The organism is Aeromonas sp. 82P (assembly GCF_051919365.1).
GTDB lineage: Bacteria > Pseudomonadota > Gammaproteobacteria > Enterobacterales > Aeromonadaceae > Aeromonas > Aeromonas veronii.
In genome coordinates, this window is the sequence record NZ_JBQBEV010000001.1 from 1571419 (window position 1) to 1595877 (window position 24459).

Sequence of the window (24459 nt, forward strand, 5' to 3'; positions counted from 1 at the left end):
ACCCTTTGACTCACATGTCCGGCAAGGGGTCGCGGTGACCAAGTTGTCTGACAGCCAGATTGATCTGGCGAGCCAGTCTTAGCCGCTGGCGGCAGGTCAGGCCATGGAGGCTGATCCTGCCCGCGTTGAATTCAAATGTCCCCAGCGACTCGATGGCAAAATAGCCTCGATGAAAGCTCTTGATGTAGCGAGCGATCTGCCGTGGGGATAACTGCTTGAATACCTTCATCACACGGTTCCCTGATTGCCTGGACAGGGCACACTATGGTGTCGGTCGATGACACTGATATGACGGTTTATCAAGATTTGCATGAATCCTTATTTTGCCAGTGAGTTCGGCAAATTGACGGCGTCATCGAAAAAGTTGTGCCATGACAAACCACCGCACCGATATACTGCGGGCTTGAATGGAACAAATAAAAGGGCCTGTGCGTGGAATGGGTTGATGTGGTGGACGGGAACAACCGGGTGATTGGCGTGGCCGAGCGAGCCAAGGTGCGGCGGGAGAATCTCTGCCATCGTGCCAGCTATATTCTGGTGCTCGACGACGCGGATCGGATCCTGGTGCAGCGACGAACCCTCAGCAAGGATTTCTGCCCCGGCATGCTGGATGCCTGCGCCGGTGGCGTGGTCACCACCGGTGAGGAGATGGAGCGCTCCGCCCGGCGCGAGCTGGCCGAGGAGCTGGGGATTATGGATGTTCCTCTGCAGGGCTTTGGCAGCTTTTATGCAGAAGGGGAGGGCTACCGGGTCTGGGGCGGCCTCTTCAGTTGCCGTTATCAGGGGCCGTTGCAGTTGCAGGCCGAAGAGGTGAGCGCGGTGCACTGGATGAGCCTGGCCGAGATCGCGGAGCGCGCCAGCGAGTTTACCCCCGACTCCCTGCTCGCCATCGCCACCTGGCAGGCAAGGCGCTGACCAACTTCATATATTCTCTTCTCCAGAGACAAGACGGGCAGCCTGATGGCTGCCCGTCTGCCTTTGTGCATTTTCTTGGTCTGCTACACCAGCTTGAGGCGCCGGTTGGTGCGCCCGCAAGCGCTCGGTTTGGCGAGCCAGTGCCCTTGCCAGTCGGTGGCCAGACGCAACAATGGATACTCCAGATCGAGCCGGGTCACCACCAGCTGGCCCGTTTCATCTCCACTCACGGGATTGCCGCTGGCGGGATCGATGATCTCGACGATGCAGCTCTCGTTGACGATAAAGCCCTGACCGGGCTGACTCTCGTAGGCCACCACCCCCACATCCTGCCACACCAGACAGTTGAGGGCCGCAATGCCATGAATGGCGCGCAGCGGCGCGGTTTCAGGATGGGTGGCTTCGCACAGTAGGGCGCGGCGCAGCGAGTCGCTCGGGATCTCCGCCGCTTCGGCCGCTTCCAGCAGGTCGAGCAGGGTCACCAGCGGGCCGACATAGCCGGTGGGTTGATAGCGCAGTAGAGCCTCCAGCTGGCGCTGTGTATCGTGGGGGCCGCAGGGTACCACGGGAGCCCCCAGCTGGCGGGCGCCGTTATCGAAGATAAAGGCGGTGGGGCCAGCATGATAGTCGTGGCCGTTAAGCATCACTTCCCCCGACTTGAAACCGGCGGCAAACAGGGCCCGGGCGGCGCCCCACCAGTCTGCCCCGGCATATTCGGGGATGGCCAGTTGGCCCGGACAGGAGAATACCCGCAGCGCCTGACTGGCCGGACGGCCGGTGAGACCGGCGAAGGGGGGATGAGCCTGCTGGGCGGCAAAGAGCTCTTTGCTGTCGAGCAGTGGCAGGGTGGCCAGCTCTGCCAGATCCTCGAGGCGGCACTGGCGATAGGCGCTGGAGTAACCGGCGCAATATTGACTGACATGGGTAAGCTGATGATTGAGCTGGTCCAGTTGCTGCTGTTCGCGCATGGCGGGGGGACGAATTTCCAGACCATCGTAATAGTGTTGCATGGGGCCTCCTGGCGCCGTGAAACCAGCTCAAGAGTAGTCTGCCCAAGGGGAAAATGCCTGCCGCTATCCATGGTCAGGATCAGAGCCGCTGTTAGGCGGCATCGTCACTCTGGGATAAACTGGCGACTTCCCATCACGACTCAGGACGAGAAATCATGATTGCTGTAGGACACCCCCTGCCTGCGGGCGAATTTACCTTTATCACCGCCGAGGGCAAGCAGCTGCGGGATAGCCAGACGCTGTTCGCCGGTAAAAAAGTGGTGCTGTTTGCGGTACCCGGCGCCTTTACTCCCACCTGCTCCAATGCTCATCTGCCCGGTTATGTGGTGCTGGCCGATCAGTTCATGGCCAAAGGGGTGGATGCCATCTGTTGCCTCTCGGTCAACGATGCTTTCGTGATGCGGGCCTGGCAGACGGCCCAGAATGCAGAGGCGATCACCATGCTGGCGGATGGCGACGGCAGCTGGACCCGGGCGCTGGGTCTGGCCAAGGATACCGGCGCCTTTGGCGGCATCCGCGCCCAGCGCTTTGCGTTGATCGCCAATGATGGTGTGGTCGAGCAGCTGTTTTTGGAGGCGCCGGGCAAGTTCGAGGTCTCTGATGCCGCGAGCCTGCTGGCTGCACTGTGAAATGTTAATCACGGTTTGATTTCCCCTTGAAATGGGAGGTGGCACAGCTACACTGGCGCCACTTTCCCATGGTGCCTGCCCGTTTGGGCTGGCGCTTCGTTGCAGATCACAAGAGATGAAGATCCTATGACCCTGGCTTTTGTTGCCCTGATTGCCGGACTGGCGCTGCTGGTCTGGAGTGCAGACAAGTTTGTCGACGGCGCTGCCGCCACCGCCCGTTATGCGGGGATGCCGCCGCTGCTGATCGGTATGGTGATCATCGGTTTTGGTACCTCGGCCCCGGAGATGGTGGTCTCGGCGCTGGCGGCGTCCCAGGGCAATCCCGGGTTGGCGCTCGGTAATGCCTATGGCTCCAACATCACCAATATCGCGCTGATCCTGGGTCTGACGGCACTGATCAGCCCTATCGCGGTGGCCTCTCAGGTTGTGCGCAAGGAGATCCCCATTCTGCTCGGTATTACCCTGCTCTCCGGCGCCTTGCTGATCGATGGCCATCTGGGCCGGATGGATGCGGTCATTCTGGGGGCCGTCTTCGTTGCCCTGATGGGCTGGTCCATCTGGGCTGGCATGAATGGCAAGGGAGATGCGCTGGATACCGAGACCGCCGAGGATATCGAGAGCGAGGGGATGTCCCTCAAGAGCGCCATCTTCTGGCTGGTGGTCGGGCTAGTGCTGCTGATCGGCGCTTCCCGTCTGTTGGTCTGGGGGGCGGTGACCATCGCTCAGGCGCTCGGCATCAGCGATCTGGTGATTGGTCTCACCATAGTCGCGGTAGGGACCTCCCTGCCGGAGCTGGCCTCGTCTCTCATCGCCATTCGCAAGAACGAGCATGATCTGGCCCTTGGCAACGTGCTCGGCTCCAACCTGTTCAACACCTTGGCGGTGGTGGGGATTGCGGCGGGCATCCACCCGCTCGATGTGGCGCCGGAGGTGCTCACCCGTGACTGGAGCATCATGATGGGGCTGACCCTGCTGCTGCTGGTGATGTGTCTGGGCCGCAAGGGACAAGGCCGTATCAACCGGTTGGAGGGGGGCGTGCTGCTCACCTGCTTCGTCGCCTACACCGGCTGGCTGCTGACCAGTCAGTTTATCTGATAGGGGTTGGTGAAATGAGAGAGGGGGAAGCGCAAGCTTCCCCCTCTTGTTTTTGCCCAGTGAACCTGTTGGCGAGCGAGCGGTGTGCTCAGGCTACTGCCACCAGCTTCTGCCCCTTCTGGCTGCTGTCCAGAATGAGGATGCTGGCCTTGGGGAAGAAGTTGAAGGTGGAGGCTGAGGCCCAGGTGTAGGCGCCCATCACCTTGCCAACCACCAACTCGCCGATAGCCAGATCCGGCAGCATGATGCCATCGCGGATCACATCCACGCTGTCGCAGGTGGGGCCGGAGAGCACCGAGTTGTGCTGCTCGCCACAGGCATAAGGCGTGCTCACCGGATAGGTAACATGGTCATAGAGCTGGCCGTTGTAGCTGCCGTAGAGACCGTCATCCAGGTAGTACCAGATCTTGTCGCCGCGGTGGGCCTTGCCCATCACGCTGGATACCGAAGTCATGGCCGGCGCGCTGATAAAGCGGCCCGGTTCGGCAATCTTCTGCACGGTAGCGGGCAACTTGGCCAGCGCTTCGCGGATCGGCGCGCAGAAGCCGTCGATATCGAACTCGCCCCCCTCATAATCGACCGGGAAGCCGCCGCCGATATCCAGCACCCAGGGCTTGAGCCCGAGCGCCCAGGCCTGCTCCATGATCTCGCGGCAGGCGTCGATGGCCTGCACATGGCGACGGGCATGAGGCACTTGCGAGCCGACGTGGAACGACAGCCCCATCACCTTGATCCCCTTGGCGTGGGCCAGTTGCAGCAGCGGCAGCGCCTGCTCCGGAGTGCAGCCGAACTTCTTGGAGAGATCGACCTTGGTCTCGGGGTTCGGGAAGCTGACCCGCAGCAGCAGTTTCACTTCGTCCTTGTAGGGAATGAACTTCTCCAGCTCCAGCGGGTTGTCGTAGACAAACACGGTGCAGCCGAACTCGAGCGCATAACGGATATCGCTGTCGCGCTTGATGGGATGGGTATGAATGCAACGGCCCGGGCGAACCCCCTGACTGCGCACCAGATCCACTTCGCCATTGGTGGCCAGATCGAAACAGGCCCCCTCTTCCTTCAAGACAGAGACCACCGCCTCATGGGGCAGGGGTTTGAGTGCATAGTGCAATCGTACATCGGGCAGGGCGGCGGCCAGGGCCCGATACTGTTTGCGGACGGCTGCCTTGTCGAGCAGCAGCAGGGGGGAGCCGAATTGTTCAACCAGCTGACGGTAATCTTGTGCGACCACATCTTTTGCAACCAGGGCGTCGTTCATTCTCTTTTGAAAGTCCTTAGGGGGCGTGATATGCCCAAGCCATATGCGATTGAACCGGCGACGGCCGGGTCAGGCGAGCGGTCCGGTGGGACCAACCGAACACAGTGCATAAATTGATAACAAAGTGCTTGGTTATGCAGCGGATTATCGGCTTATTGATTCTGTGTGCAAGCATTTTGATTGGATATGTCGGCAAGATTTTCTTGGCGAAACGAGAGGGATCACTGTTCTCTATCCGCCATTTTTCCCGTTTGGGCCACATTTGATCCGTGAGAGCCTAACTTGTTGATAGTTAACTAACATTTAACATTCTTGCCGCGGTTCTGGCGGTCACTAAAAAAATATAAATGGGAGTGGCCAAGTGCGAGACAGCTCACATTTTTTGGATTAACATGCCGACTTCCTAATCCAAACTAGTTCGGATGAAGGTAGCAGGAGAGCGATGGGCAACCATCCACCGAAGAAGTGAATCTTTCAGGTACCGGGCAACCGGTGTGGACTGCTACTGGACGATACTCTGGAGAGACCCGTTAAATCGGGCGCCGAAGGAGCAAGGCACCATGACTACCCGCAAGGGCAGGCTGGCGCCGGAAACTCTCAGGCAAAAGGACAGAGGGGATGGGATGGTTGTACCTGGGCTTGGCCCGCATCCGATCGCCTCTGGGGATCGCGACACCTATGGGAAGATCATCCTTCTCCTCCTTAATTTCTGTTTCTTAAGGAGGATGCATGTCATCAATTCAATCGGCGTTAACCGCCATCGATAGCTTTATCTGGGGGCCGCCCCTGCTGATCCTGCTGGTCGGGACCGGTATCTATCTCACCCTGCGTCTGGGTCTGCTTCAGGTCGTGCGCTTGCCGCTCGCTCTGCGGCTGGTCTTTGGTCGCGATCAGGGGCAGGGCAAGCAGGGGGATGTCTCCAGCTTCGGCGCCCTCTGTACCGCCCTCTCTGCCACCATAGGTACCGGCAACATCGTCGGGGTGGCCACCGCCATCAAGCTGGGGGGCCCGGGTGCCCTGTTCTGGATGTGGATGGCGGCGCTGTTCGGCATGGCCACCAAGTACGCCGAGTGTCTGCTGGCGGTGAAATATCGCGAGCAGGATGCCAACGGCCAGATGGCGGGTGGTCCCATGTACTATCTGGAGAAGGGGCTTGGCTCCAAGCCGCTCGCCAAGTTGTTTGCCCTGTTCGGCATCGGCGTGGCTTTCTTCGGTATCGGTACCTTCCCGCAGGTCAATGCCATCTCCGACGCCATGAGCCTCTCCTTCTCGGTGCCCCGTGAAGCGACCGCCGTAGTGCTGACCCTGATCGTGGCGCTGGTGACCCTGGGAGGGATCAAGTCCATCTCCAGCGTGTCGAGCAAGGTGGTGCCCTTCATGGCCATCTTCTACATCGTCGCCTGTCTGGGCGTGCTGGTGAATAACGCCAGCGCCTTGCCCGATGCCGTCATGCTGGTGATCGAGAGTGCCTTCACCGGCCATGCGGCGACCGGCGGCTTCGTCGGTGCCAGCATCATGCTGGCCATTCAGTCCGGGGTGGCGCGTGGGGTCTTCTCCAACGAGTCAGGGTTGGGCTCTGCACCCATCGCGGCGGCGGCGGCCAAGACCGATTCGTGCGTGGAGCAGGGGCTGGTCTCCATGACAGGTACCTTCATCGACACCATCATCATCTGCACCATGACCGGCCTGACCCTGGTGGTCACAGGCGTGTGGAGCGGCGATGCAAGCGGCGCGGCCATGACCAGTCTGGCCTTTGCCCAGGGGCTTGATGCCCATGTCGGCCAGTATCTGGTGAGCATTGGCCTCCTGTTCTTCGCCTTTACCACCATCCTTGGCTGGAACTACTACGGCGAGCGCTGCACCGAATACCTGTTCGGGGTGAAGGCGATCAAGCCCTACCGCCTCATCTATCTGGTGCTGGTGGCGAGCGGTGCTTTTCTCCATCTGGATATGATTTGGCTGCTGGCCGATATCGTTAACGGTCTGATGGCGGTGCCCAACCTCATCGGCCTGATTGGCCTGCGCCATGTGGTGCTCGCCGAGACCCGCGCCTACTTTAGTCGCGAACAAGATGGTGAAGCCGAACCGGAGCCGCAGACGGCCTGAACGCCTCGGCCCGTTTCACGTGTCCATTGAAAAGAAAAAGCCACGACTCCGGTCGTGGCTTTTTTGTGCGCCGTGTCTATGGACGGGGACTTTCCCTCTCCCTTCGGAATAAGGTCAGGATGGGGGGGGTAGCCCCTCGCTCAGCAGGCTATCCAGACGTGCTCGCACTTTCTCTACCAGTGCCTGATCGCTACCGCGCCAATCGATGCAGCTTGCCAGCGTGGTGGAGGTTCCCGTCATAAAGCGCAGCTCGCCGCCCGCCAGCTCGTAGAAGCGGCTCGCCATCCTGGTTCCCTCATCCACATCACCCGCCACCAGCAGCATGGCTTGCGCCAGCACGGCGCCCTGGTGATCCTGCCCCGGCGCCAGCCAGCGCTGGGCGGTACCGGTGATCTTGCGTCCTCCGATCACCAGATTGTACTGACCATCGCAAAAGGAGCCGGGCACGAAGTCATAGCTTCCCTCAAGGCCGTACTCCGCCAACAGGGTCAGCAGCGGCGCCCCCAGCAGCCGGTAGTAGTGGGCGAGATCTGCGGTGGTACGAGGCAGCAGCAGGGATAGGTTGAGGATCCCCGCCCCGTGGGGCACGGCGGTGCCGCCGCTGTCGCGCACATGTACCGGCCAGCCTTCAGCTGCAAGTTGCTGGCAGGCGGCTTCGTAATGGGGGAGGCGGGTATCCTTGCGGGTGACAATCAGGCATTGGGGCGCCTGCCAGAGGTGAGCGCGGGGCTGGCCGTCATGGGCACAGTCGCGCAGCCAGCACTGCTCTTGCGCCAGTATCTGTGCGGGTGAAGCGGTATCGTGGAGGGGGGAGAGCAGGCGATAGGGCATTGCGGCATCCTCAAAAAAGGCTGCCCAGCACACTACCCGTGGCGACTGGCAAGGTAAAGCCCCGCAGTGCGGGGCTTGGGTTGGCTATCGGTGGACGATGTCTCAGGAGTGGCGCGCTTCGCGCTTGGGCAGCAGCAGGTTGAGCACGATGGCGGTGATGCCACCGGTGGCGACGCCGTAGGAGAGCACACTCTTGGCCAGCTCCGGCAGGTGTTGCAGCACTTCCGGCACCTGTGCGACCCCCAGCCCCATGGCCAGCGACACCGCCAGGATCATCAGGGCGCGGCGATCCAGCTCCTCGCGGGCAATGATGCGCACGCCAGCGGCAGCGATGGTGCCGAACATCACGATAGTGGCGCCCCCCAGTACGGGCTCGGGGATCTGCTGTACCAGGCTGGCGACCGCCGGGAACAGGCCGAGCAGGGCCAGCATGGCGGCGATAAAGAGACCGACGTGACGGCTGGCGACGCCGGTCAGCTGAATGACGCCGTTATTCTGGGCGAAGGTTGACATGGGGAAGGTGGAGAACACTGCCGCCAGCATGGAGTTGGCACCATCAGCCAGCACGCCGCCTTTGATCCGCTCCATATAGACAGGCCCTTCCAGTGGCTCGCCAGAGATATCCGAGGTGGCGGTCATGTCGCCGATCGCTTCGAGCGCCGTGACCACGAAGATGATGGCGAGCGGCACGAACAGCTGCCAGTCAAAGCCGAGACCGTAGTGAAGCGGAATGGGCACCATCACCAGGGGGCCATCGAAGGTGGGGGCGCTCACTTTGCCCAACAGCAGGGCCACGGCATAGCCCGCCAGCATGGCGATCATGATGGCGGAGAGGCGCAACCAGGGGTTGCGACTGCGTTGCAGCAACACGATAAGGCCGAGCACCAGCAGGGAGAGGAAGAGGTTGGTGTGACTGGCGAAGCTGCCATCAGAGAGGGCTGCATAGCCGCCGCCCATGCTGATCAGGCCCACTTTGATCAGGGTCAGGCCGATCAGCAGCACCACTATGCCGGTGACCAGTGGGGTGATGATCCGTTTCACCAGATGGAGGAAGCGGCTCATCACCACGATAGTGAGTGCAGCAACCATCATGGTGCCAAACAATGTGCCCAACAGATCCTCGGTGGGCATAGCCGCCTGTTTGAGGGCGAGACCGGAGGCGATGATGGGGCCGAGGAAGTTGAAGCTGGTACCTTGCACCGAGAGCAGGCCGGAACCGATGGGGCCGAAGCGGCGGGTTTGAATGAAGGAGGCGATGCCGGACATGACCAGCGACATGGAGACGATATAACGGGTGTCGGCGGCAGGGAGGCCGAGGGCATTGGCGATAATCAGGGGCGGGGTAATGATGGCGACAAACATGGCGAGCATATGCTGCAGGGCGGCGAACAGCGTCTGGGGCAGAGGCGGGACATCCTCTATGCCATAGACCAGTTCGCTATGGGCTCGCCTGGGTGGATGTGCCTCTCGATTGGCGCGTGTGACAGCAGCCTGTTCCATAAGTACCTCGAATTGTGTGGGGAGGGGGAGAAAATTGGGCGCTATTGTAGTGATTGAAATGAGGCTGACCAGCGCTAATTATGCAAAAAAAGGTTTATTTTTTGATGGGTTGAAACGTTTGCGCACTGCGATTATCATCTGTCGGTTTGTGTGATCAACCTCTCCTTTTTATTCTCCCCGCTAATGACATTTTTACCACTTTGTAGGTGTAGAATGAGCCCTCAGTATTCATCGTGGAGACTCTGGATGCTCAAGTTGTCAGAGTTCTGGAGTGCGAGGGTTCACTCCGAAGACTTTACTCGTACACGCATGGGGTTTATGACGGTGCGTTTGCGCCTGCTGACCTGCTTGCTGATGCTCGGATTGCCCGCCTGGGCCGTGGTGGATTGGTTGACCTTGCCCGCCGTTCATTTCGAGCAGCTATTCCAGGCCAGGATCTTTTGCACCCTGGCGCTCTCGCCACTTATTCCGCTCTCGTACCTCATCCACTTCAAGCGGGAACGGATGAAGCTGGCCCTTGGCTACCTGATGGCCGTGATGATGCTCTTTTCCCTCTTCTGCCTGAACAGCTTTGGCGCCGGACAGGAGTTACAGGCGGGCTATGCTGCCTTTCCCTATCTGCTGATAACCCTGTTTGCCATCTTCCCCATTCCCCTCTCCCTCGGCTTGCAACTGGCAGGCGTGGTGCTGGTGACCATGCTGCTGGGCCACTGGCTGCTGGTGGGCCAGAGCATCTGGAGTCAGGCCACCCTGAATCAGGTGTGGGTGCTCGGCATGTTTACCATGGCCAGCTGCTGGGTGCAGTGCGGCCAGCTCAACATGCTGCTGCGGCTATATCGGGAATCGACCACCGATGAGCTGACCGGCATGATGAACCGCCGCTTGCTGATGAAGCAGCTGGAGCAGGCCAGAATCCGGCTGCAACTCAAGAAGAAGCCCTTTGCGGTGATGCTGCTGGATCTCGATCGCTTCAAGCGGATCAACGATATCTACGGCCATCTGGCGGGGGATGCGGTGCTCAAGGAGGTGGCGACCACCCTGGGGGAGCAGCTTGAGCCTGATATGGTGCTGGGGCGCTATGGCGGCGAAGAGTTTGCCATCCTGATGCACAACTGCGCCGATCCGGCACTGGCGAGCAAAATGGCCGAGCGGCTGCGCATTGCCGTCGAGGCGCGGCTGGTGAAGAGCCCCACTTCGGACGAATTGCTGGAGGTGACGGTAAGTATCGGGATTGCCATGGCTCGTTCCGATGACACCATCGATATTCTGATCAACCGTGCCGACGAGTGTCTCTATCAGGCCAAGATGGCGGGACGCAACTGCGTGGTGGTCGAGGGGCAAAACCGCGCAAAAACAGATGCCGCCTGAGGGCGGCATCCTGTTGGCAATGAGCTGGCGAGATCAGGCCAGCTTGTACTTGCCGGAGAGCTGCTGGGCCAGCAGCTTGAACATGTTGAAGACCGCCATGGTCTTGCCGGTCGGGGTGCCGTCTTCGGCCAGGAAATACTCCCCCTTGAACACCAGAATATCCCCCTTCTGCTCCACCGAATCGGCGCGCATACCGTGGATGAAGTCTTCATGCTCCTTGATGATCTTGTTGGCCATCTCAAGCAGGGCCGTCTCGGTGATCAGCTCTTTCTGTGGTTGCATGCTCGTCTCCTTAAACGACTACTGGACAGGGAAACCGTGGATCCCTGCCTCTGATTGAAGAGGCGCCAAGCATACTGCAAACAGGGTTTTTCTGTCATTGATATGACCCCGATTTGTGGCTGTTTATCCGATCACCAGATTCTTCAACCAGCAGCGTTGGCGAATACGGCGCTGCACCAGCAACACCTTGCTGAGCTCCTCCAGCAAGACCACCGCCACCACCCAGGAGAGGGGCCAGCCGAGCAGCGTGACAGCCACCCAGGCGAGCGGGATGCCGATGCACCACATGCCGACGATGTCGATAAAGATGCTGTAGTTCACATCGCCGCCAGAGCGCAGCACCCCGATGATCCCCACCATGTTGAACACCTTGAGCAGCATCCCGAGGCACATGATGCCGAGCACCTGTCCCGCTTCTGTCATCAGCTCGGGGGGCAGGTTGCCGACCCACTGCAACAGGTTGGCTTGCAGCAGCCAGACGATGATCCCCACCAGCAGCGCGCCAATCGGTGCCAGCAGCAGGAACAGCTGGGAGTGCTGCCAGGCGACCTCGTACTCCTCGGCCCCGAGCCGGTGGCCGAGCAGGGTGGAGCAGGCTACCGCCAGTCCGAAGAAGAGGGAGATAAGGATGCTCTCCAGGGTGCCGAGTGTGGTCATGATGGCCAGCGAATCGGTGCCAAGATGAGCGTAGAGAAAGCCGTAAATCAGCATGCCGAAGGCCCAGAGGCCGTCATGGAACAGCAGCGGCAGGGCGATCAGGGTAAAGCGCACCACCTCCTTGCGCTTGAAGGCGGCCAGCCAGTCTGGTGCGCGCGGGATCAGGCGCGCCTCATAACGCTTTACGTAGAGCAGCAGCAGGGCTGTCTGCAGCAGCCGGGAAATGGTGGTGCCCCAGGCCGAGCCGGCCACCCCCATTGCCTCGAAGCCGAAGTGACCGAAGATGAGGGCGTAGTTGAGGATGACGTTGGCGATGATGGCGATAATGCCGATGCGGGTCGGCGCAGCGGCATTGCCGACCGAGCGCAGGGCTGATTCCAGCGGCACCACGATGGCGGTACAGAGGATGGTGGCGCCGGTGATCATCAAGAATTGATCCGCCAGAGCTCGCAGTGCCGGATCCTGACTGGCAAAGCCGAGTACGCTGCCCGGTGATAACACATAGATGAAGGCAAAGGGCAGGGTGACCAGCAGGGCGCCCACTATTGCCAGCGCCAGGGAGCGGCGTACCCCGGCCATCTCCCCGCGCCCGAAGTATTGTGCTGCCAATACCGAGACCCCGCCCGCGAGGCCCGCTATCACCAGCAGATTGAAGAAGAAGACCCGGTTACCCAAGCCGACCGCCGCCACAGCCGTGGTGCCAAGCTGGCTCACCATCATGATATCGATGAGGCCAAGCAGGGAGAACATCATGGATTGCAGCGAGACAGGCAGGGCCAGCCGCCACAATCGGGTCATGAACTCGCGATCGGTGGTTTGTTTTAAAATCGCTTGCCAATAATTCATAGTTGTTAACCGGGTATGAGAAAAGCAAGGTTTGTCAGGGGTATGATAGGGGCTGACGAGGCTCTTCTCACTGTGAGTAGCTCTCGGTTTTCTTGTGTAAAACTATCCTGTTGAGGTGTTATGCCATTTGCCAGCGAGTGTCTGGAGATAGCGCCAGCCTGTGAAGAGCAGATGCTGGGACGTGAAGGGCTGCCCCTGCTCGGTGAGGCGGGGATCTTCCTGACCGGCCTCTCACGGGTGCGGGATCACTACCTCATCCGCCGCAATCGCCCCGAGTTTCACATTCTGATGGTGAGTCACGATGAGGGGGGGGCGCTGCTCACCGACGAGGGGGAGCAAGCCATTCCGGCCGGATCGCTGATTTTCCTGCCCGCCGCCGTACCCGGTGGGCTCAAGCTGATTGGCGAAAGCTGGCAGATCAGCTGGATTTTGCTCGATGACGTGCCACGCTGGCAGCACCTGCATCGCCTTGGTCACCGTATCTGGCAAGGGGATGGCGGCGATCAGCTCTACCATCTGCTCAGCCTGATGCAGGGGGAGGGGGTTCGCTCTTCGCTGCAACCTCAACTGCTCAGCCTGTTGCTGGCGCTGTTGGAGCGCACCCTGCAAGGGGAGGTGCGCGGTACCCCTGAACTCAGGTTGCAGGCACTGTTTCGCCGGGTGGAGGCGCGCCTGGATGAACCCTGGAGCGTCGCCCTGCTGGCCCGACAGATGGCCTGCTCGGTGCCCCATCTGCACCGGCTCTGTCAGCAAGCGTTCGGTATGGGGCCGATGGCGAGGGTGACCGAGCTCAGAATGAACAAGGCGCGCCAGCTGCTGCTCTATACCAACTGGCCACTTGGCGAGCTGGCGGCCCGGGTCGGTTACAGCGATGGGGCCAACTTTGCCAACCGCTTTCGTCGTCTGACTGGTCAGACCCCAGGCGCCTTTCGTCGACTGGGTCGCAAACCTTTTGCAACGGATGTGCAAACTCTTTGAAATTAATGAGACAAGCCCCTAGGATCGGCGGGTCCCTGCGTCTAGCTAATCGTTTAGGTACCAAGATCCATGTTTGAAGATAATAACCAGAAACGTCCTCTCTACATTCCCTACGCCGGTCCCGCCCTGCTGGAGACCCCTTTGCTCAACAAGGGTAGCGCCTTCACCAGCGAAGAGCGCAGCAACTTCAACCTCGAAGGTCTGTTGCCCCAAAATATCGAGACCATCGAAGAGCAGGCCGAGCGCGCCTATCGCCAGTTCATGGCGTTTGGCAACGACATGGACAAGCACATCTACCTGCGCAACATCCAGGATACCAACGAGACGCTCTTCTACCGTCTGCTGCACAACCACCTGACCGAGATGCTGCCCATCATCTACACCCCGACGGTGGGCAAGGCGTGCGAGGAGTTCTCCAACATCTATCGCCGCGCCCGTGGCCTGTTTATCTCCTATCCGGACAAGGACAGGATCGATGACATGCTGCAAAACGCCACCAAGCAGAACGTCAAGGTGATCGTGGTGACCGATGGCGAGCGGATCCTGGGTCTGGGTGACCAGGGTATCGGCGGCATGGGCATTCCCATCGGCAAGCTCTCCCTCTACACCGCCTGTGGCGGCATTTCGCCCGCCTACTGCCTGCCGGTGGTGCTGGATGTGGGCACCAACAACCAGCAACTGCTCAATGACCCCTTCTATATGGGGTGGCGCAATCCGCGTATCTCGGGGGATGAGTACGCCGAGTTTGTCGATGCCTTCATTCAGGCGGTCAAGCGCCGCTGGCCCGATATCCTGCTGCAGTTCGAGGATTTCGCCCAGAACAACGCCATGCCACTGCTCAACCGCTACAAGAACGAGCTCTGCTGCTTCAACGACGATATTCAGGGTACTGCTGCCGTGACCCTGGGCAGCCTGATCGCCGCCTGCAAGGCCTCCGGCGCCAAGCTCTCCGAGAAGCGGGTTGCCTTCCTCGGTGCGGGCAGCGCCGGTTGCGGTATCGCCGAGCAGATCGTGGCACAGATGAAGGCCGAGGGGCTGACCGATGCCCAGGCCCGCAGCCGGGTCTTTATGGTGGATCGCTTTGGTCTTATCACCGACAAGATCCCCAACCAGCTCGACTTCCAGCGCCGTCTCTCCCAACCGGTGGAGCGCATCGCCGACTGGCCGGTGGGTGACAACATCTCCCTGCTGGAGGTGATGGAGCATGGTCGCCCGGATATCCTGATCGGGGTCTCCGGTCAGCCGGGGCTGTTTACCGAAGAGGTGGTCAAGACCATGCACAAGCACTGTGCCCGTCCCATCATCTTCCCGCTCTCCAACCCCACCTCCCGGGTCGAGGCGACGCCGGCAGACCTTATCCGCTGGACCGACGGTCAGGCGCTGGTGGCCACCGGCAGTCCGTTTGCACCGGTGGAGCACAAGGGCAAGCGCTACGTCATCGCCCAGTGCAACAACTCCTTTATCTTCCCGGGGATCGGCCTTGGCGTCATCGCCTCCGGCGCCACCCGGGTAACCGACGCCATGCTGATGTCGGCCAGCCGCGCGCTGGCGGAGTGCTCGCCGCTGGTGAAAGGGGAGGAGGGTTCTCTGCTGCCGGATCTGGCGGATATCCATCAGGTCTCCCGCTACATCGCCAAGATGGTGGCCAAGACCGCCATGCTGCAGGGCAAGGCGGTGCAGACCCCGGACGAGGTGATCGATCAGGCCATCGACGCCAACTTCTGGCATCCGGAGTATCGCCGCTACCGCCGCACCTCGTTCTGATTTCTGCGGGAAGTGGCAAAGCAAAAGGGATGCGCAAGCATCCCTTTTTACTGCACGTCTGACATGGTTATCGCCTCAAGATCAACTACTCGCTGCCACCCTGTACGCCGGTGACACGCACCTCTACCCGGCGATCCGGCCCAAGGCAGTCGATGAGCGCCGCCTTCGCCTTGATGGCATCACACTGGTTGCCGGTGACCGGATTACTCGCGCCATTGCCCTGGATGCTCACCTTGTCGGCAGGCAATCCTTTGCTGATCAGAAAGTCGGCAACGGTTTGGGCCCTAGCTTCTGACAACCGCTGATTGTTGGCATCCGAACCGATACGGTCGGTATACCCCATCACGACCGCACTGCCATCCTTGGGCTGCACGTCGACGATCTGCTGGTAGAGATCGTCCAGCGCGCTCATCCCCTCCTGTTTGAGGTCCGCTTTGCCAAAGGCGAACAACACATCGGAACTGAGGTTGAAGGTCTGATCCACCACCTCCGGTTCGGCCGGTGGCGGGGGAACCACGACCGGGGCGGGCGTGGGGGCCGCTTCTTTGGGTTGGCTGCGGTTCGGGTGGATCACCAGTTCCAGCGTGGCGGTGCTGATGTCGCTGACCCAGCGCTGGGTGCCGCTGTTGGCTTTGCCGTTATCCGGATCATCGCCAACGCGCACTATGTAACGGTAGCGTGCCTGCAGATCGACCCAGTCATGGAGCCGGGCCGTCACTCCCAGGCCTGCCAGCGGCGCCAGGTTGTCGTCCCCGCCATTGACCGATTCGACGTGATAGATATAGCCACCGCCTTCGGCAAAGAGCGAGAACATCTCGCTGAGCGGCAGGCGGCCAATGACTGACAGCGTGGCTCCCTTGCTGTTGAAGTCATGGCCGCTGATATCCCAGTCACCAGTGGAGAGATAGCCAATCTCTGCCCCCAGATTTTCCGTGAAGTTGTAGCCGCCAAACAGGGAGAGCGCAGTCGCATCCTTGCCGACATCCTGACTGAAATCATTCAGATTGTGGGCAATGGCCCAGCCACCGCCGACCCCGGCATACCAGTCGTGAACCGGTTCCGCTTGTGCGCCTGTGCTCGCCAATGCCAGTGCAATCCACACAGGTTTTACTCTTATGTTCATCGCGTATCCTCGTCGATGTTTGGTGTAGTGGGGTTGCCTGCTGGTCAAACCCCACACTTATGTATAGGTGACGGGCTGTTTTTAACCACCAAAGAGGTATAGGGGGGGCGACACGCCGTGAACTAGGGCGCGAGACGGGAAGAGGAAGGGGGGCAAAAGAGGGTTGCAAGGTGGGTGAAATAAGCGCCAAGAAAAAGGAGGCCAGGTGGCCTCCTTGTTATGTCGGACTGCAGGATTACTGTTGTACTTGCTGCACGCCGGTGACGCGTACTTCTACACGGCGATCCGGCGCCAGGCAGGAGATCAGCTGAGCCTTGCCCTTGACACTGTTGCACTGGGTACCGGTGACCGGATTGGCTTCACCGCGACCTTCGATGGCAACTTTGCCAGCCGGCAGACCTTTGCCAACCAGGAAGTCGGCCACGGTACGGGCACGCGCTTCGGAGAGTTGCTGGTTGTAGGCGTCAGAGCCGATACGGTCGGTGTAACCGACGACCACGGCGCTGCCATCTTTCGGCTGAACATCAACGATCTGTTGATACAGGATGTTGAGCGCTGCGACACCTTCTGGCTTGAGGGTGGATTTGCCAAAGGCAAACAGCACGTCAGAACTCAGTGCGAAGTTCTTGTCGACCAGTACCGGCTCGGGAACCGGCTCAGGCGCAGGGGCGGCCACCGGGGCAACATAAGAAGTGCGGTTCGGGTGCATCACCAGCTCCAGGGTCGCGACGCTCATGTCGCTCTCCCAGGTTTTCTGCTCGTCACCCAGATTCCACAGATAGCGGTAGCGTGCTTGCACATCGATAAGGTCGGAGAGCTTGGCAGTCAGACCCAGGCCCGCCAGCGGCGCAGTGCCGTTGTCGCTGTTGCCATTGCCGTTGACGTGATTGAAGTAGGCACCACCTTCAGCAAACACCGAGAAGATGTCGCCCAGCGGCAGGCGGGCGATACCGGAGAGGGTGGCACCCTGGGTTTTGAAATCGGCACCGTCAACGCCCGCTTTACCGGCGTAGAGGTAGCCCAGTTCCGCTGCGTAGTAGTCGTTGAAGTTGTAACCGCCGAACAGGCTCAGCGCGGTGGCGTCTTTGTCAGTGTCTTTGCCAAAATCATCCAGACCGTGGGCATATGCCCAACCTGCACCAACACCGGTATACCAGTCATCGGCAGCCTGAGCTGTGGTGCCTGCGGCGGCGAGCGCCAGTACGATCAGGGTAGGAGCCATTTTGAGTTTCATCGGTTTATCCTCGTTGTGTTAGCCCATGTCGGGCAATGCACTTATTGTTATTGCTGCGAAAAATCGCCAGCAAAGTGGATAGCGAAGGCTCTGGACTCTCATGATGCAGTGGCGTCATGGACAACAGACCGGACAAGAAGCGCTTTTTAGTGCTTATCCAATACCTTACAGGCGCAACTACTTTATGCTTTCGAGACGGGGCAGGCAAGGGCAGGGAGGCGGGAGTGAGGGATGCAAGCGAGAACCATACAAACAAAAAGGGATGCCGCAGCATCCCTTTTTTTCGCACTACCTGAACGAGGTCAGATTATTGCTGAACTTCTTGTACGCCAGATACGCGAACTTCTACGCGACGATCCGGAGCCAGGCAGGAGATCAGTTGAGCTTTAGCCGTTACGCCGTTGCACTTGGTACCGGTAACCGGGTTGGCTTCGCCACGACCTTCGATGGCAACCTTGCTGGCAGCCATACCTTTGCTCACCAGGAAGTTGGCAACGGTACGGGCACGGGCTTCAGACAGCTTCTGGTTGTAAGCGTCGGAACCGATACGGTCGGTGTAACCAACAACAACAGCGTTGCCATCTTTCGGCTGGAACTCAACGATTTGCTGATAGAGACCGTTCAGGGCTGCAACGCCTTCCGGCTTCAGGGTGTCTTTGCCGAAGGCAAACAGCACGTCTGAGTTCAGGGCGAAGTTCTTCTCTACCACTTGCGGAGCAGGAGCCGGAGCCTCTTCAACAACCGGTGCCGGAGCCGCTACCGGCGCTACGTAGGAAGTACGGAACGGGTGGTATACCGCTTCCAGAGTTGCAACACTCTGGTTGGACTTGTAGTGGAAACCATCGTTATTCAGGTCAGCTACGTCCCACATGTAGCGGTAGCGAGCTTGCAGATCCAGCGCGTCACTTACCTTGTAAGTCACACCGGCACCGGCCAGCGGGGAAACTTTAGTGTCGCTGATGCCCAGACCATCGGTGTGAGCCCAGTAGGCGCCGCCTTCAGCGAACAGGGAGAAGTTGTTGCCAACCGGCAGACGAGCGATTCCGGACAGGGTGGCACCCTGGTTCTCGTAACGCTCACCTTCAATGTTGCCACGACCAGCGTACTGGTAACCGAACTCGGTACCGAAGTTCTCGGTGAAGTTGTAACCAACGAAGGCGTTGGCTGCAGCAGCATCTTCAGTACCTTCGTAACCGCCGCCATCGATCTTGTTCAGACCGTTGAAGTGAGCAGCACCGACACCGGCACCGAAGTAGATGTCGTCAGCGGCGTGAGCAGCGGTAGCACCCAGAGCAGCCATGGCGATGGCGATCATGGAAGGAGCCATTTTCATCATAAAAAAATCCTCGTTGAGATCGCACGTTATTCACGTGCTTCACACTTTGTAATTTATGTAAGCTGCAGGCTCCGCCGTACGGCTGGCGTCGAGTCTGGCAGATGACCCGGCAGAACCGGGTTGCACACTCTCCTGGTGTGTCGAGTCCGCTGGCATGGCACGCAATGCGTGAGAAACCACGGCCAAGCAACTGATGTCATTCCGATGACGAGGCGCACTCTATGCCGAATTTAAAACATGATCAAGCTCACAAATGAGCCTTGTGGCAAATTGTGTCGTGCCCTTAACTGGCTGTTTATTTTGATTAATTAGTGATCCAGATAGGCCCTGTGCAGTTTCTTCTCCAGCTTCATATAAGCCTGAACCCAGTCTGGTTGCGGGTTGGCCGGATTCGCTCTGGCGGCAAAGACCGCGAGGTAATCAGCCTGGGTTACGTTCTGCAGCAGGGGGGTAAATGTCATCAAGAAATGTCGGGCCAGATAGGGGTCAAGGGGCCAGATGTTGAGGAGGGCGCGAGCCACAGGCTGAACCGCAGCTGAACAGATGAAGTGGCGGTGTCCCGCCTCCAGCCAGTCGGCCATTTCGCACATGCCCGATTCGGGCACCAGACCACCATCACCCGGGGTAGTTGCCAGCGCAATAACCTGACCATTTACCGTGATGAGCTGCTCATTGTTATGCAGGGTGCCGTCGTGGCTGCGCAGGGCCAGGTCCGGGCATGCCTGTTCAAGAAACAGGCTGCAGCTCTCCGGCAGGGCGGCCAGCAGTTCGCTGGCGTGGCTGGACATCAAGGCCGGAAGCCAGAATGCTTCGGCGCGATATTGTTCACCTTGCAGGCGCTGTTGTGCCAGTTCTTCTGTGCTGGATACGGGGTGCAGGCGAGAGATAATGCCGGGAAACGCCATACTTATTCCTCTTAATGGGTAGCTGGCGGATTATACGAGTTATTGGGGGGGTCACAATAAAGGTTTCTTTTCGAGACTGTTTACCTGAGGCGGCTGAGCGATTAACATCCCCCCTTGAAGGCAAGGGTTGTCGCCGAAAGGCGCTCATAAGATAGAGGCTCGACCATAACGAGTCCGAACAAAACTGATACACTTGACTACGAGTCGTCGCGAAAAATAAAAGGCGGAGTAAATCCGCCAAACGGAGTATGGAACATTATGAATTCAAATATCGTCACTGTTGGCAAGAAGATCCGTCAGATCCGTGAAGCGGTCGGTTTGAGCCGTCCGAAGTTTGCAGATTTGCTGGGTGTTCCTCCCACCACGCTGAAAAACTACGAGCTGGGTTACCGTGAAGTTGGGGGCGCCTTCCTGGTTGCCCTGGCGCACCACCCGGATCTGCACAAGTTCACCCTCTGGCTGCTGGCAGACAAGAAAGTCGCCGAAATCGGCCAGATTGGCCCGGATGACCTCGCCAAGGCGTGATCATCGATGTGAATAGAAATGCCGCCTTCGGGCGGTATTTTTTTTGGGTTGCCGATCGATATTTTGATCTAACACGCTTTGAATTATCCATGCAGGCCAACGAGAATAAGCGGCCCCGAAAAGTGGGCCCCTGGTGGTATCTGGCCACCCGAACACTATTACATTCAGGATGATATGAGCAATCGTATGGAGTATGGGTATGAGCAGTAATGAGTTGGATAAACGCTATGGCCTGATGACTGCCATTGCGATGGTGGTCGGCGTGGTGATCGGCTCCGGTGTCTTCTTCAAGGCCGATGATGTACTGCGTCTGACTGGCGGTAATCTGGCCATTGCGCTGCTGGCATGGGCGCTGGGGGCATTTTCGATGATCTTCGGCGCGCTGGTGTTTGCCGAGTTTGCCCAGCGGATCGAAAAGTCCAACGGTATCGTCGATTATGCCGAAGCGGCATACGGCAAAATGTTTGGTTATCTGGTGGGGTGGTTCAAAGGCGTACTCTATTACGCCCCTCTTTCCGCCATCCTTGCCTGGGTCGCCGCTCTGTACACCATGATCTTGTTCGGTAGTGATAATCCGACCAACTCTGGTGCGACCTGGATACTGGCGGCTGTCTATATGACGGTCACCTATCTGATCAACTTCTATACCCCGGTCCTGGCGGGCAAGCTGCAAGTGGGTTCTACCCTGATCAAGTTGATCCCGCTGATCCTGGTTGCCATTGTGGGCACCATTTCAGGCTTGCTCAATGGTGTCACCGTGACCAACTTTGTGCAGGCAATGGATGGGATAGGAAGCACCGGAGGCACTCTGGCCACGGCCGTGGTTGCCACCGCCTTCGCTTATGAGGGGTGGATTGCCGCCGTGACCATCAACAGCGAAATTCGCGATTCCAAGAAGAATCTGCCCAGAGCGCTGGTGATTGGCACCCTGATAGTCTTTGTGGTCTATGTCACCTATTTTCTGGGGATCGCCAGCGTCTTGCCGACGGACGAGATAGTGGCGCAAGGGGATAACGCGGTAAATCTCGCGACAACCAGCCTGTTTGGCGGGACTGCCTCGACCATTTTGACCGTGTTCGTGATTATCTCCTGCCTCGGCACCCTCAATGGTCTGGTGTTGGCGACCATGCGTATTCCCTACTCGCTGGCGATCCGCAATCAGGGTCCTGCACCCAAGTGGATGAGCCGTATCGAACCGCATCACCACATGCCAATCAACTCGGCCCTCGCGGCAGCCTTGTTGTCGGTGATCTACTCAGTGCTGTGGTACTGCAGCATCAACGAGACATTCGGTCGTTACATCGCCCTGGACGAGATGCCGATCGTGCTGATTTATGGCCTCTATCTGTTCCTCTATGTCTGGTACATGCGCACCTTTACCGAGTTGGGCTGGATAAAGCGGTTTGTGATCCCGACCTGCGCCACCCTGGGCGCGCTCATCATTCTGTATGGCGGTATCACCAATCCCAGTCTGGGGCTCTATCTGCTGGTCTCTGTGGGGGTGATTCTGCTCGGGTTGCTCTTCTATCGTAAGGAGTGACCGGGTCAGTGAGTCGAAAAAAAAGGCGCCGAATGGCGCTTTTTTCATGTGTAAACCACGGTATGTCGACAACTAACTGCCCAACAACCCGAGGCGGCCCAGTTCATCCTTGAGCTGATCGAGGTTGCGCTCGACGCAGGCTTCCCCCTCGTTGATGGCATCGCTGGCGCGATGAAAATCCATGATGGAGAAGCTGCCAAGGCGCGGGCAGAGCTGGATCTCCGGCGGGTCACCGGCCATCCGGGCGCGGGTGATCCGCTCCTGCATGATGTTGATGGAGCCACTCATCACGCTCCACAGACCGGGGGTGGCTGGCGCAGACTCACCGCGATTGAGCCACTGGCTGAGCAGGCCGCCGCTGCCGGGTTGATCCGGCTCGTCGGTCCAGGGTTGGTGCATATCGGTGTTGAGGTTGACCGCAATCACCACCTCGGCCCCCATGGCGCGGGCCAGCGAGATGGGCACCGGATTGACCACGGCGCCATCGACCAGCCAGCGGTCGTTGATCCGGGTCGGGGTGAGGATCCCCGGCATACCGCAGGAGGCGCGCACCGACTGGCGCAGCGGGCCCTGTTGCAGCCAGATCTCGCGGCCGGTATCCAGCTCGGTGGCGATGCAGGCGAAGGGGATGGGCAGGTTCTCGAGATCGGGATCCCCCAGATGGCTGGCGGCAAGGCCAAACACCTTTTCGCCGCGAAACAGCCCACCGGAGAGGGCCGGGTCGAGCAGGCTGACCACTTGCAGGCGGGTAAAGCCGCGCACCCAGGTTTCCAGCCGATCCAGTTCTCCGGCGGCATAGGCGGCACCGACAAAGCTGCCGATGGAGCAGCCAGCGATCAAATCCGGTTTGATGCCGAGACGTTCAAGGGCGCGGATGACGCCGATATGGGCCCATCCTCTGGCGGCGCCGCTCCCGAGAGCGAGCCCTACGCGGGGTTTACGTGGCACGACAGTCCTCCAAAAAAGGGGTTGAGGGCTCAGCTTACTCCGAGAGTCAGGAGGCGTCACCCTGCCATCTTTCGCTGCGGTTGCGACCGTTGGCCTTGGCCTGATAGAGCGCCACATCGGCGCGGCGTACCGCTTCGTGCAGGGGAAGGTTCTCCTGGTGGGGCAGATAGCCGAGGCTGATGGTGACCTCCAGCTCGGGCTCGATGGCGGCCCAGTCGTGATCTGCCACCGCCTTTCTCAGCCGCTCCGCCAGTTCGCCGATCTGTGCGGCGTTACTGCGGCCAATCAGCAGCAGAAACTCTTCACCCCCCCAGCGGATCAGGCGATCAGTGGGCCTAAGCTGCTGCTGGCAGATCTGCACCAGCCGGATCAGCACGATATCGCCGACGGCATGGCCGAAGTTGTCATTGACCCGTTTGAAGTGATCCGCATCGAACATCAGGATCCCCGCTTGCAGCCGGGCCAGATCGCCCGCCTGCTCCAGCAGCACCAGATAGTGGCGGTTGAAGGCGCCGGTGAGGGCATCGTGGCAGGAGAGATAATTGAGCCGCTGGTTGAGGCGATGGGATCTCAGGTTGGAGAGGGCGGCCAGCAGCATAAAGAGGATGGCGAGCAGGGTCGGCGTGGATTGGCAGAGCATGGCCCACACCAGCGGGAGCAGGGTGACGTTGTGCACCAGTCGCAACGGGGTATCTGGGATTGCCATGGTCAGCTGCAATGCCCCTTGCCGCCACTGGTATTCGTCGGTCGGCTCGGGGTCTTGCGGCACCACGGGCTGGCGCGCGCTGCTGGCCAGCACCTGATGGTACTGATTGAGCAGCAGATACTCACCCAGCGCCGGCGCCAGCTGATTGAGCTGCGATTGCAAGCGTGAGAGCAGGATGTCCATGCTGATCATCCCCACCAGCGAGCCGTCCTTGTAGAGAGGCTGGGACATGGTGACCATGGTGCCCAGTCCGGCAAAATCTTCGTAGGGGCGGGAGAGAATGGTGTCCCGGCTGGGGTTGGGTGACATCAGCGCATCCTGCCAGTAGTGCTTGTCATAGATGCTGCGGGCAAAACGAAACTGGCTGGAGGGGATCCAGGGATAGAGGTAGATAAAGTTGTCCACGCCGGTGAAGTAGGCCCAGGCGATCTCGCTGCCCAGGCGCTGGCTTGCGGTGGACAGCAAGGGAGAGAGGCTCAGGGCCAAATGAAGTTGCGCCTCCCGCGCACTGCCGGGGGGCGGCAGCGGACCGTCACCGGTGAGGTTGCCCGCCAGTCCGGCCGGTAAATCGCCGGGGAGCTTGTCGAGAGCCAGCCCCTCTGGCAGTACCTCGATATGGCCATAGAGCTGGCGGGTGAGCACCGACTGGGGGTCGCTGCGCAGTCGCTCTTCGGCCTGCCCGCGCATCGCCTCCAGAAACACTTCGGTCTGTTTGAACCGATCCCGCAGGTAGATGGCGCTGTTGAGGGTATCGCTCTGGTAGAGGCGTTCTATCTGTTTCAGGCTTTGCCGCAAGGTCAGACCAATCAGCAGGATGACCACGGCGAACAGGAGCCAGGTCAGGCGTGTGAGAAAGCGGTGGTCAGACATTTTGGGCATAGGCAGTCAGTCGGGTTGCGAAGGAAA

22 protein-coding genes and 1 riboswitch are annotated in these 24459 nt (G+C 59.7%); of the genes, 9 read left to right on the forward strand and 13 right to left on the reverse strand.

What is annotated here, in order from left to right:
* Window positions 1-10: 10 nt before the first annotated feature.
* Entirely contained in the window at window positions 11-229 is a 219-nt protein-coding gene (locus ACTG2S_RS07385; RefSeq protein WP_005338403.1) for a DUF1107 family protein, read from the reverse strand.
* Between the two features lie 203 nt (window positions 230-432).
* Between ACTG2S_RS07385 and yfcD the strand changes: the two genes are divergently transcribed.
* Window positions 433-915, forward strand: coding sequence for an NUDIX hydrolase YfcD (gene yfcD, locus ACTG2S_RS07390; RefSeq protein WP_021229132.1), 483 nt, complete (start codon window positions 433-435; stop codon window positions 913-915).
* Window positions 916-998: 83 nt separating this feature from the next.
* On the opposite strand, the gene ACTG2S_RS07395 is transcribed toward yfcD, so the two are convergent.
* Entirely contained in the window at window positions 999-1925 is a 927-nt protein-coding gene (locus tag ACTG2S_RS07395; protein ID WP_216977245.1) for a phenylacetate--CoA ligase family protein, read from the reverse strand.
* A 155-nt stretch (window positions 1926-2080) separates the two neighbouring features.
* Between ACTG2S_RS07395 and ACTG2S_RS07400 the strand changes: the two genes are divergently transcribed.
* Together ACTG2S_RS07400 and ACTG2S_RS07405 are read left to right on the forward strand one after the other, a co-directional pair.
* Window positions 2081-2554, forward strand: a complete 474-nt coding sequence (locus ACTG2S_RS07400) for a peroxiredoxin (protein ID WP_216949474.1) — start codon at window positions 2081-2083, stop codon at window positions 2552-2554.
* A gap of 126 nt (window positions 2555-2680) precedes the next feature.
* Window positions 2681-3649, forward strand: a complete 969-nt coding sequence (locus ACTG2S_RS07405) for a calcium/sodium antiporter (protein WP_005343920.1) — start codon at window positions 2681-2683, stop codon at window positions 3647-3649.
* 88 nt (window positions 3650-3737) lie between these two features.
* Here the strand turns inward: ACTG2S_RS07405 and ACTG2S_RS07410 are convergent, their stop codons facing one another.
* Window positions 3738-4904 carry a type III PLP-dependent enzyme gene (locus ACTG2S_RS07410; RefSeq protein ID WP_274160697.1) on the reverse strand — a complete coding sequence of 389 codons (1167 nt, stop codon included), beginning with the start codon at window positions 4902-4904 and terminating at the stop codon, window positions 3738-3740.
* A 507-nt stretch (window positions 4905-5411) separates the two neighbouring features.
* Window positions 5412-5527, forward strand: a riboswitch (glycine riboswitch).
* A 106-nt stretch (window positions 5528-5633) separates the two neighbouring features.
* Here ACTG2S_RS07410 and ACTG2S_RS07415 point away from each other — a divergent pair.
* Window positions 5634-7010 carry an alanine/glycine:cation symporter family protein gene (locus tag ACTG2S_RS07415; protein WP_274160698.1) on the forward strand — a complete coding sequence of 459 codons (1377 nt, stop codon included), beginning with the start codon at window positions 5634-5636 and terminating at the stop codon, window positions 7008-7010.
* Window positions 7011-7124: 114 nt separating this feature from the next.
* On the opposite strand, the gene ACTG2S_RS07420 is transcribed toward ACTG2S_RS07415, so the two are convergent.
* Both ACTG2S_RS07420 and ACTG2S_RS07425 read right to left on the reverse strand, forming a co-directional pair.
* The gene (locus tag ACTG2S_RS07420; RefSeq protein WP_274160699.1) at window positions 7125-7841 is read right to left on the reverse strand and encodes a lipoyl protein ligase domain-containing protein; all 717 of its coding nucleotides are present in this window, start codon (window positions 7839-7841) and stop codon (window positions 7125-7127) included.
* 102 nt (window positions 7842-7943) lie between these two features.
* Window positions 7944-9341, reverse strand: a complete 1398-nt coding sequence (locus ACTG2S_RS07425) for a nucleobase:cation symporter-2 family protein (protein WP_040066712.1) — start codon at window positions 9339-9341, stop codon at window positions 7944-7946.
* A gap of 246 nt (window positions 9342-9587) precedes the next feature.
* Between ACTG2S_RS07425 and ACTG2S_RS07430 the strand changes: the two genes are divergently transcribed.
* Entirely contained in the window at window positions 9588-10709 is a 1122-nt protein-coding gene (locus ACTG2S_RS07430; RefSeq protein ID WP_005349944.1) for a GGDEF domain-containing protein, read from the forward strand.
* Window positions 10710-10742: 33 nt separating this feature from the next.
* Here the strand turns inward: ACTG2S_RS07430 and ACTG2S_RS07435 are convergent, their stop codons facing one another.
* Window positions 10743-10991 (reverse strand): YciN family protein, encoded by a 249-nt coding sequence (locus ACTG2S_RS07435; RefSeq protein ID WP_005338382.1) that lies wholly within the window; start codon window positions 10989-10991, stop codon window positions 10743-10745.
* 123 nt (window positions 10992-11114) lie between these two features.
* Window positions 11115-12494, reverse strand: a complete 1380-nt coding sequence (locus ACTG2S_RS07440; RefSeq protein WP_005338381.1) for an MATE family efflux transporter — start codon at window positions 12492-12494, stop codon at window positions 11115-11117.
* A gap of 120 nt (window positions 12495-12614) precedes the next feature.
* Between ACTG2S_RS07440 and ACTG2S_RS07445 the strand changes: the two genes are divergently transcribed.
* The gene (locus ACTG2S_RS07445) at window positions 12615-13472 is read left to right on the forward strand and encodes a helix-turn-helix transcriptional regulator (protein WP_005338380.1); all 858 of its coding nucleotides are present in this window, start codon (window positions 12615-12617) and stop codon (window positions 13470-13472) included.
* A gap of 69 nt (window positions 13473-13541) precedes the next feature.
* Window positions 13542-15236 (forward strand): NAD-dependent malic enzyme, encoded by a 1695-nt coding sequence (locus tag ACTG2S_RS07450; RefSeq protein WP_005338379.1) that lies wholly within the window; start codon window positions 13542-13544, stop codon window positions 15234-15236.
* An 85-nt stretch (window positions 15237-15321) separates the two neighbouring features.
* Here the strand turns inward: ACTG2S_RS07450 and ACTG2S_RS07455 are convergent, their stop codons facing one another.
* The 4 genes from ACTG2S_RS07455 to ACTG2S_RS07470 form a co-directional block, all read right to left on the reverse strand.
* Window positions 15322-16359: an OmpA family protein gene (locus ACTG2S_RS07455; RefSeq protein WP_123173541.1), complete on the reverse strand. Its 1038-nt coding sequence runs from the start codon at window positions 16357-16359 to the stop codon at window positions 15322-15324.
* A gap of 235 nt (window positions 16360-16594) precedes the next feature.
* Window positions 16595-17593: a porin OmpA gene (ompA, locus tag ACTG2S_RS07460; protein WP_376888600.1), complete on the reverse strand. Its 999-nt coding sequence runs from the start codon at window positions 17591-17593 to the stop codon at window positions 16595-16597.
* 307 nt (window positions 17594-17900) lie between these two features.
* Entirely contained in the window at window positions 17901-18929 is a 1029-nt protein-coding gene (locus tag ACTG2S_RS07465; protein WP_103251496.1) for a porin OmpA, read from the reverse strand.
* 308 nt (window positions 18930-19237) lie between these two features.
* The gene (locus ACTG2S_RS07470) at window positions 19238-19834 is read right to left on the reverse strand and encodes a hypothetical protein (protein WP_376888598.1); all 597 of its coding nucleotides are present in this window, start codon (window positions 19832-19834) and stop codon (window positions 19238-19240) included.
* A gap of 258 nt (window positions 19835-20092) precedes the next feature.
* On the opposite strand from ACTG2S_RS07470, the gene ACTG2S_RS07475 reads away from it, so the two are divergent.
* Both ACTG2S_RS07475 and ACTG2S_RS07480 read left to right on the forward strand, forming a co-directional pair.
* Entirely contained in the window at window positions 20093-20359 is a 267-nt protein-coding gene (locus ACTG2S_RS07475) for a helix-turn-helix domain-containing protein (RefSeq protein WP_005338367.1), read from the forward strand.
* Window positions 20360-20558: 199 nt separating this feature from the next.
* Window positions 20559-21899 (forward strand): APC family permease, encoded by a 1341-nt coding sequence (locus ACTG2S_RS07480; RefSeq protein ID WP_088869883.1) that lies wholly within the window; start codon window positions 20559-20561, stop codon window positions 21897-21899.
* Window positions 21900-21971: 72 nt separating this feature from the next.
* Here the strand turns inward: ACTG2S_RS07480 and ACTG2S_RS07485 are convergent, their stop codons facing one another.
* Window positions 21972-22847: a patatin-like phospholipase family protein gene (locus tag ACTG2S_RS07485; protein ID WP_005338362.1), complete on the reverse strand. Its 876-nt coding sequence runs from the start codon at window positions 22845-22847 to the stop codon at window positions 21972-21974.
* A gap of 46 nt (window positions 22848-22893) precedes the next feature.
* On the reverse strand, window positions 22894-24432 hold the full coding sequence (locus tag ACTG2S_RS07490) for a sensor domain-containing diguanylate cyclase (RefSeq protein ID WP_439982230.1): 1539 nt from the start codon (window positions 24430-24432) through the stop codon (window positions 22894-22896).
* Between the last annotated feature and the right edge of the window lie 27 nt (window positions 24433-24459).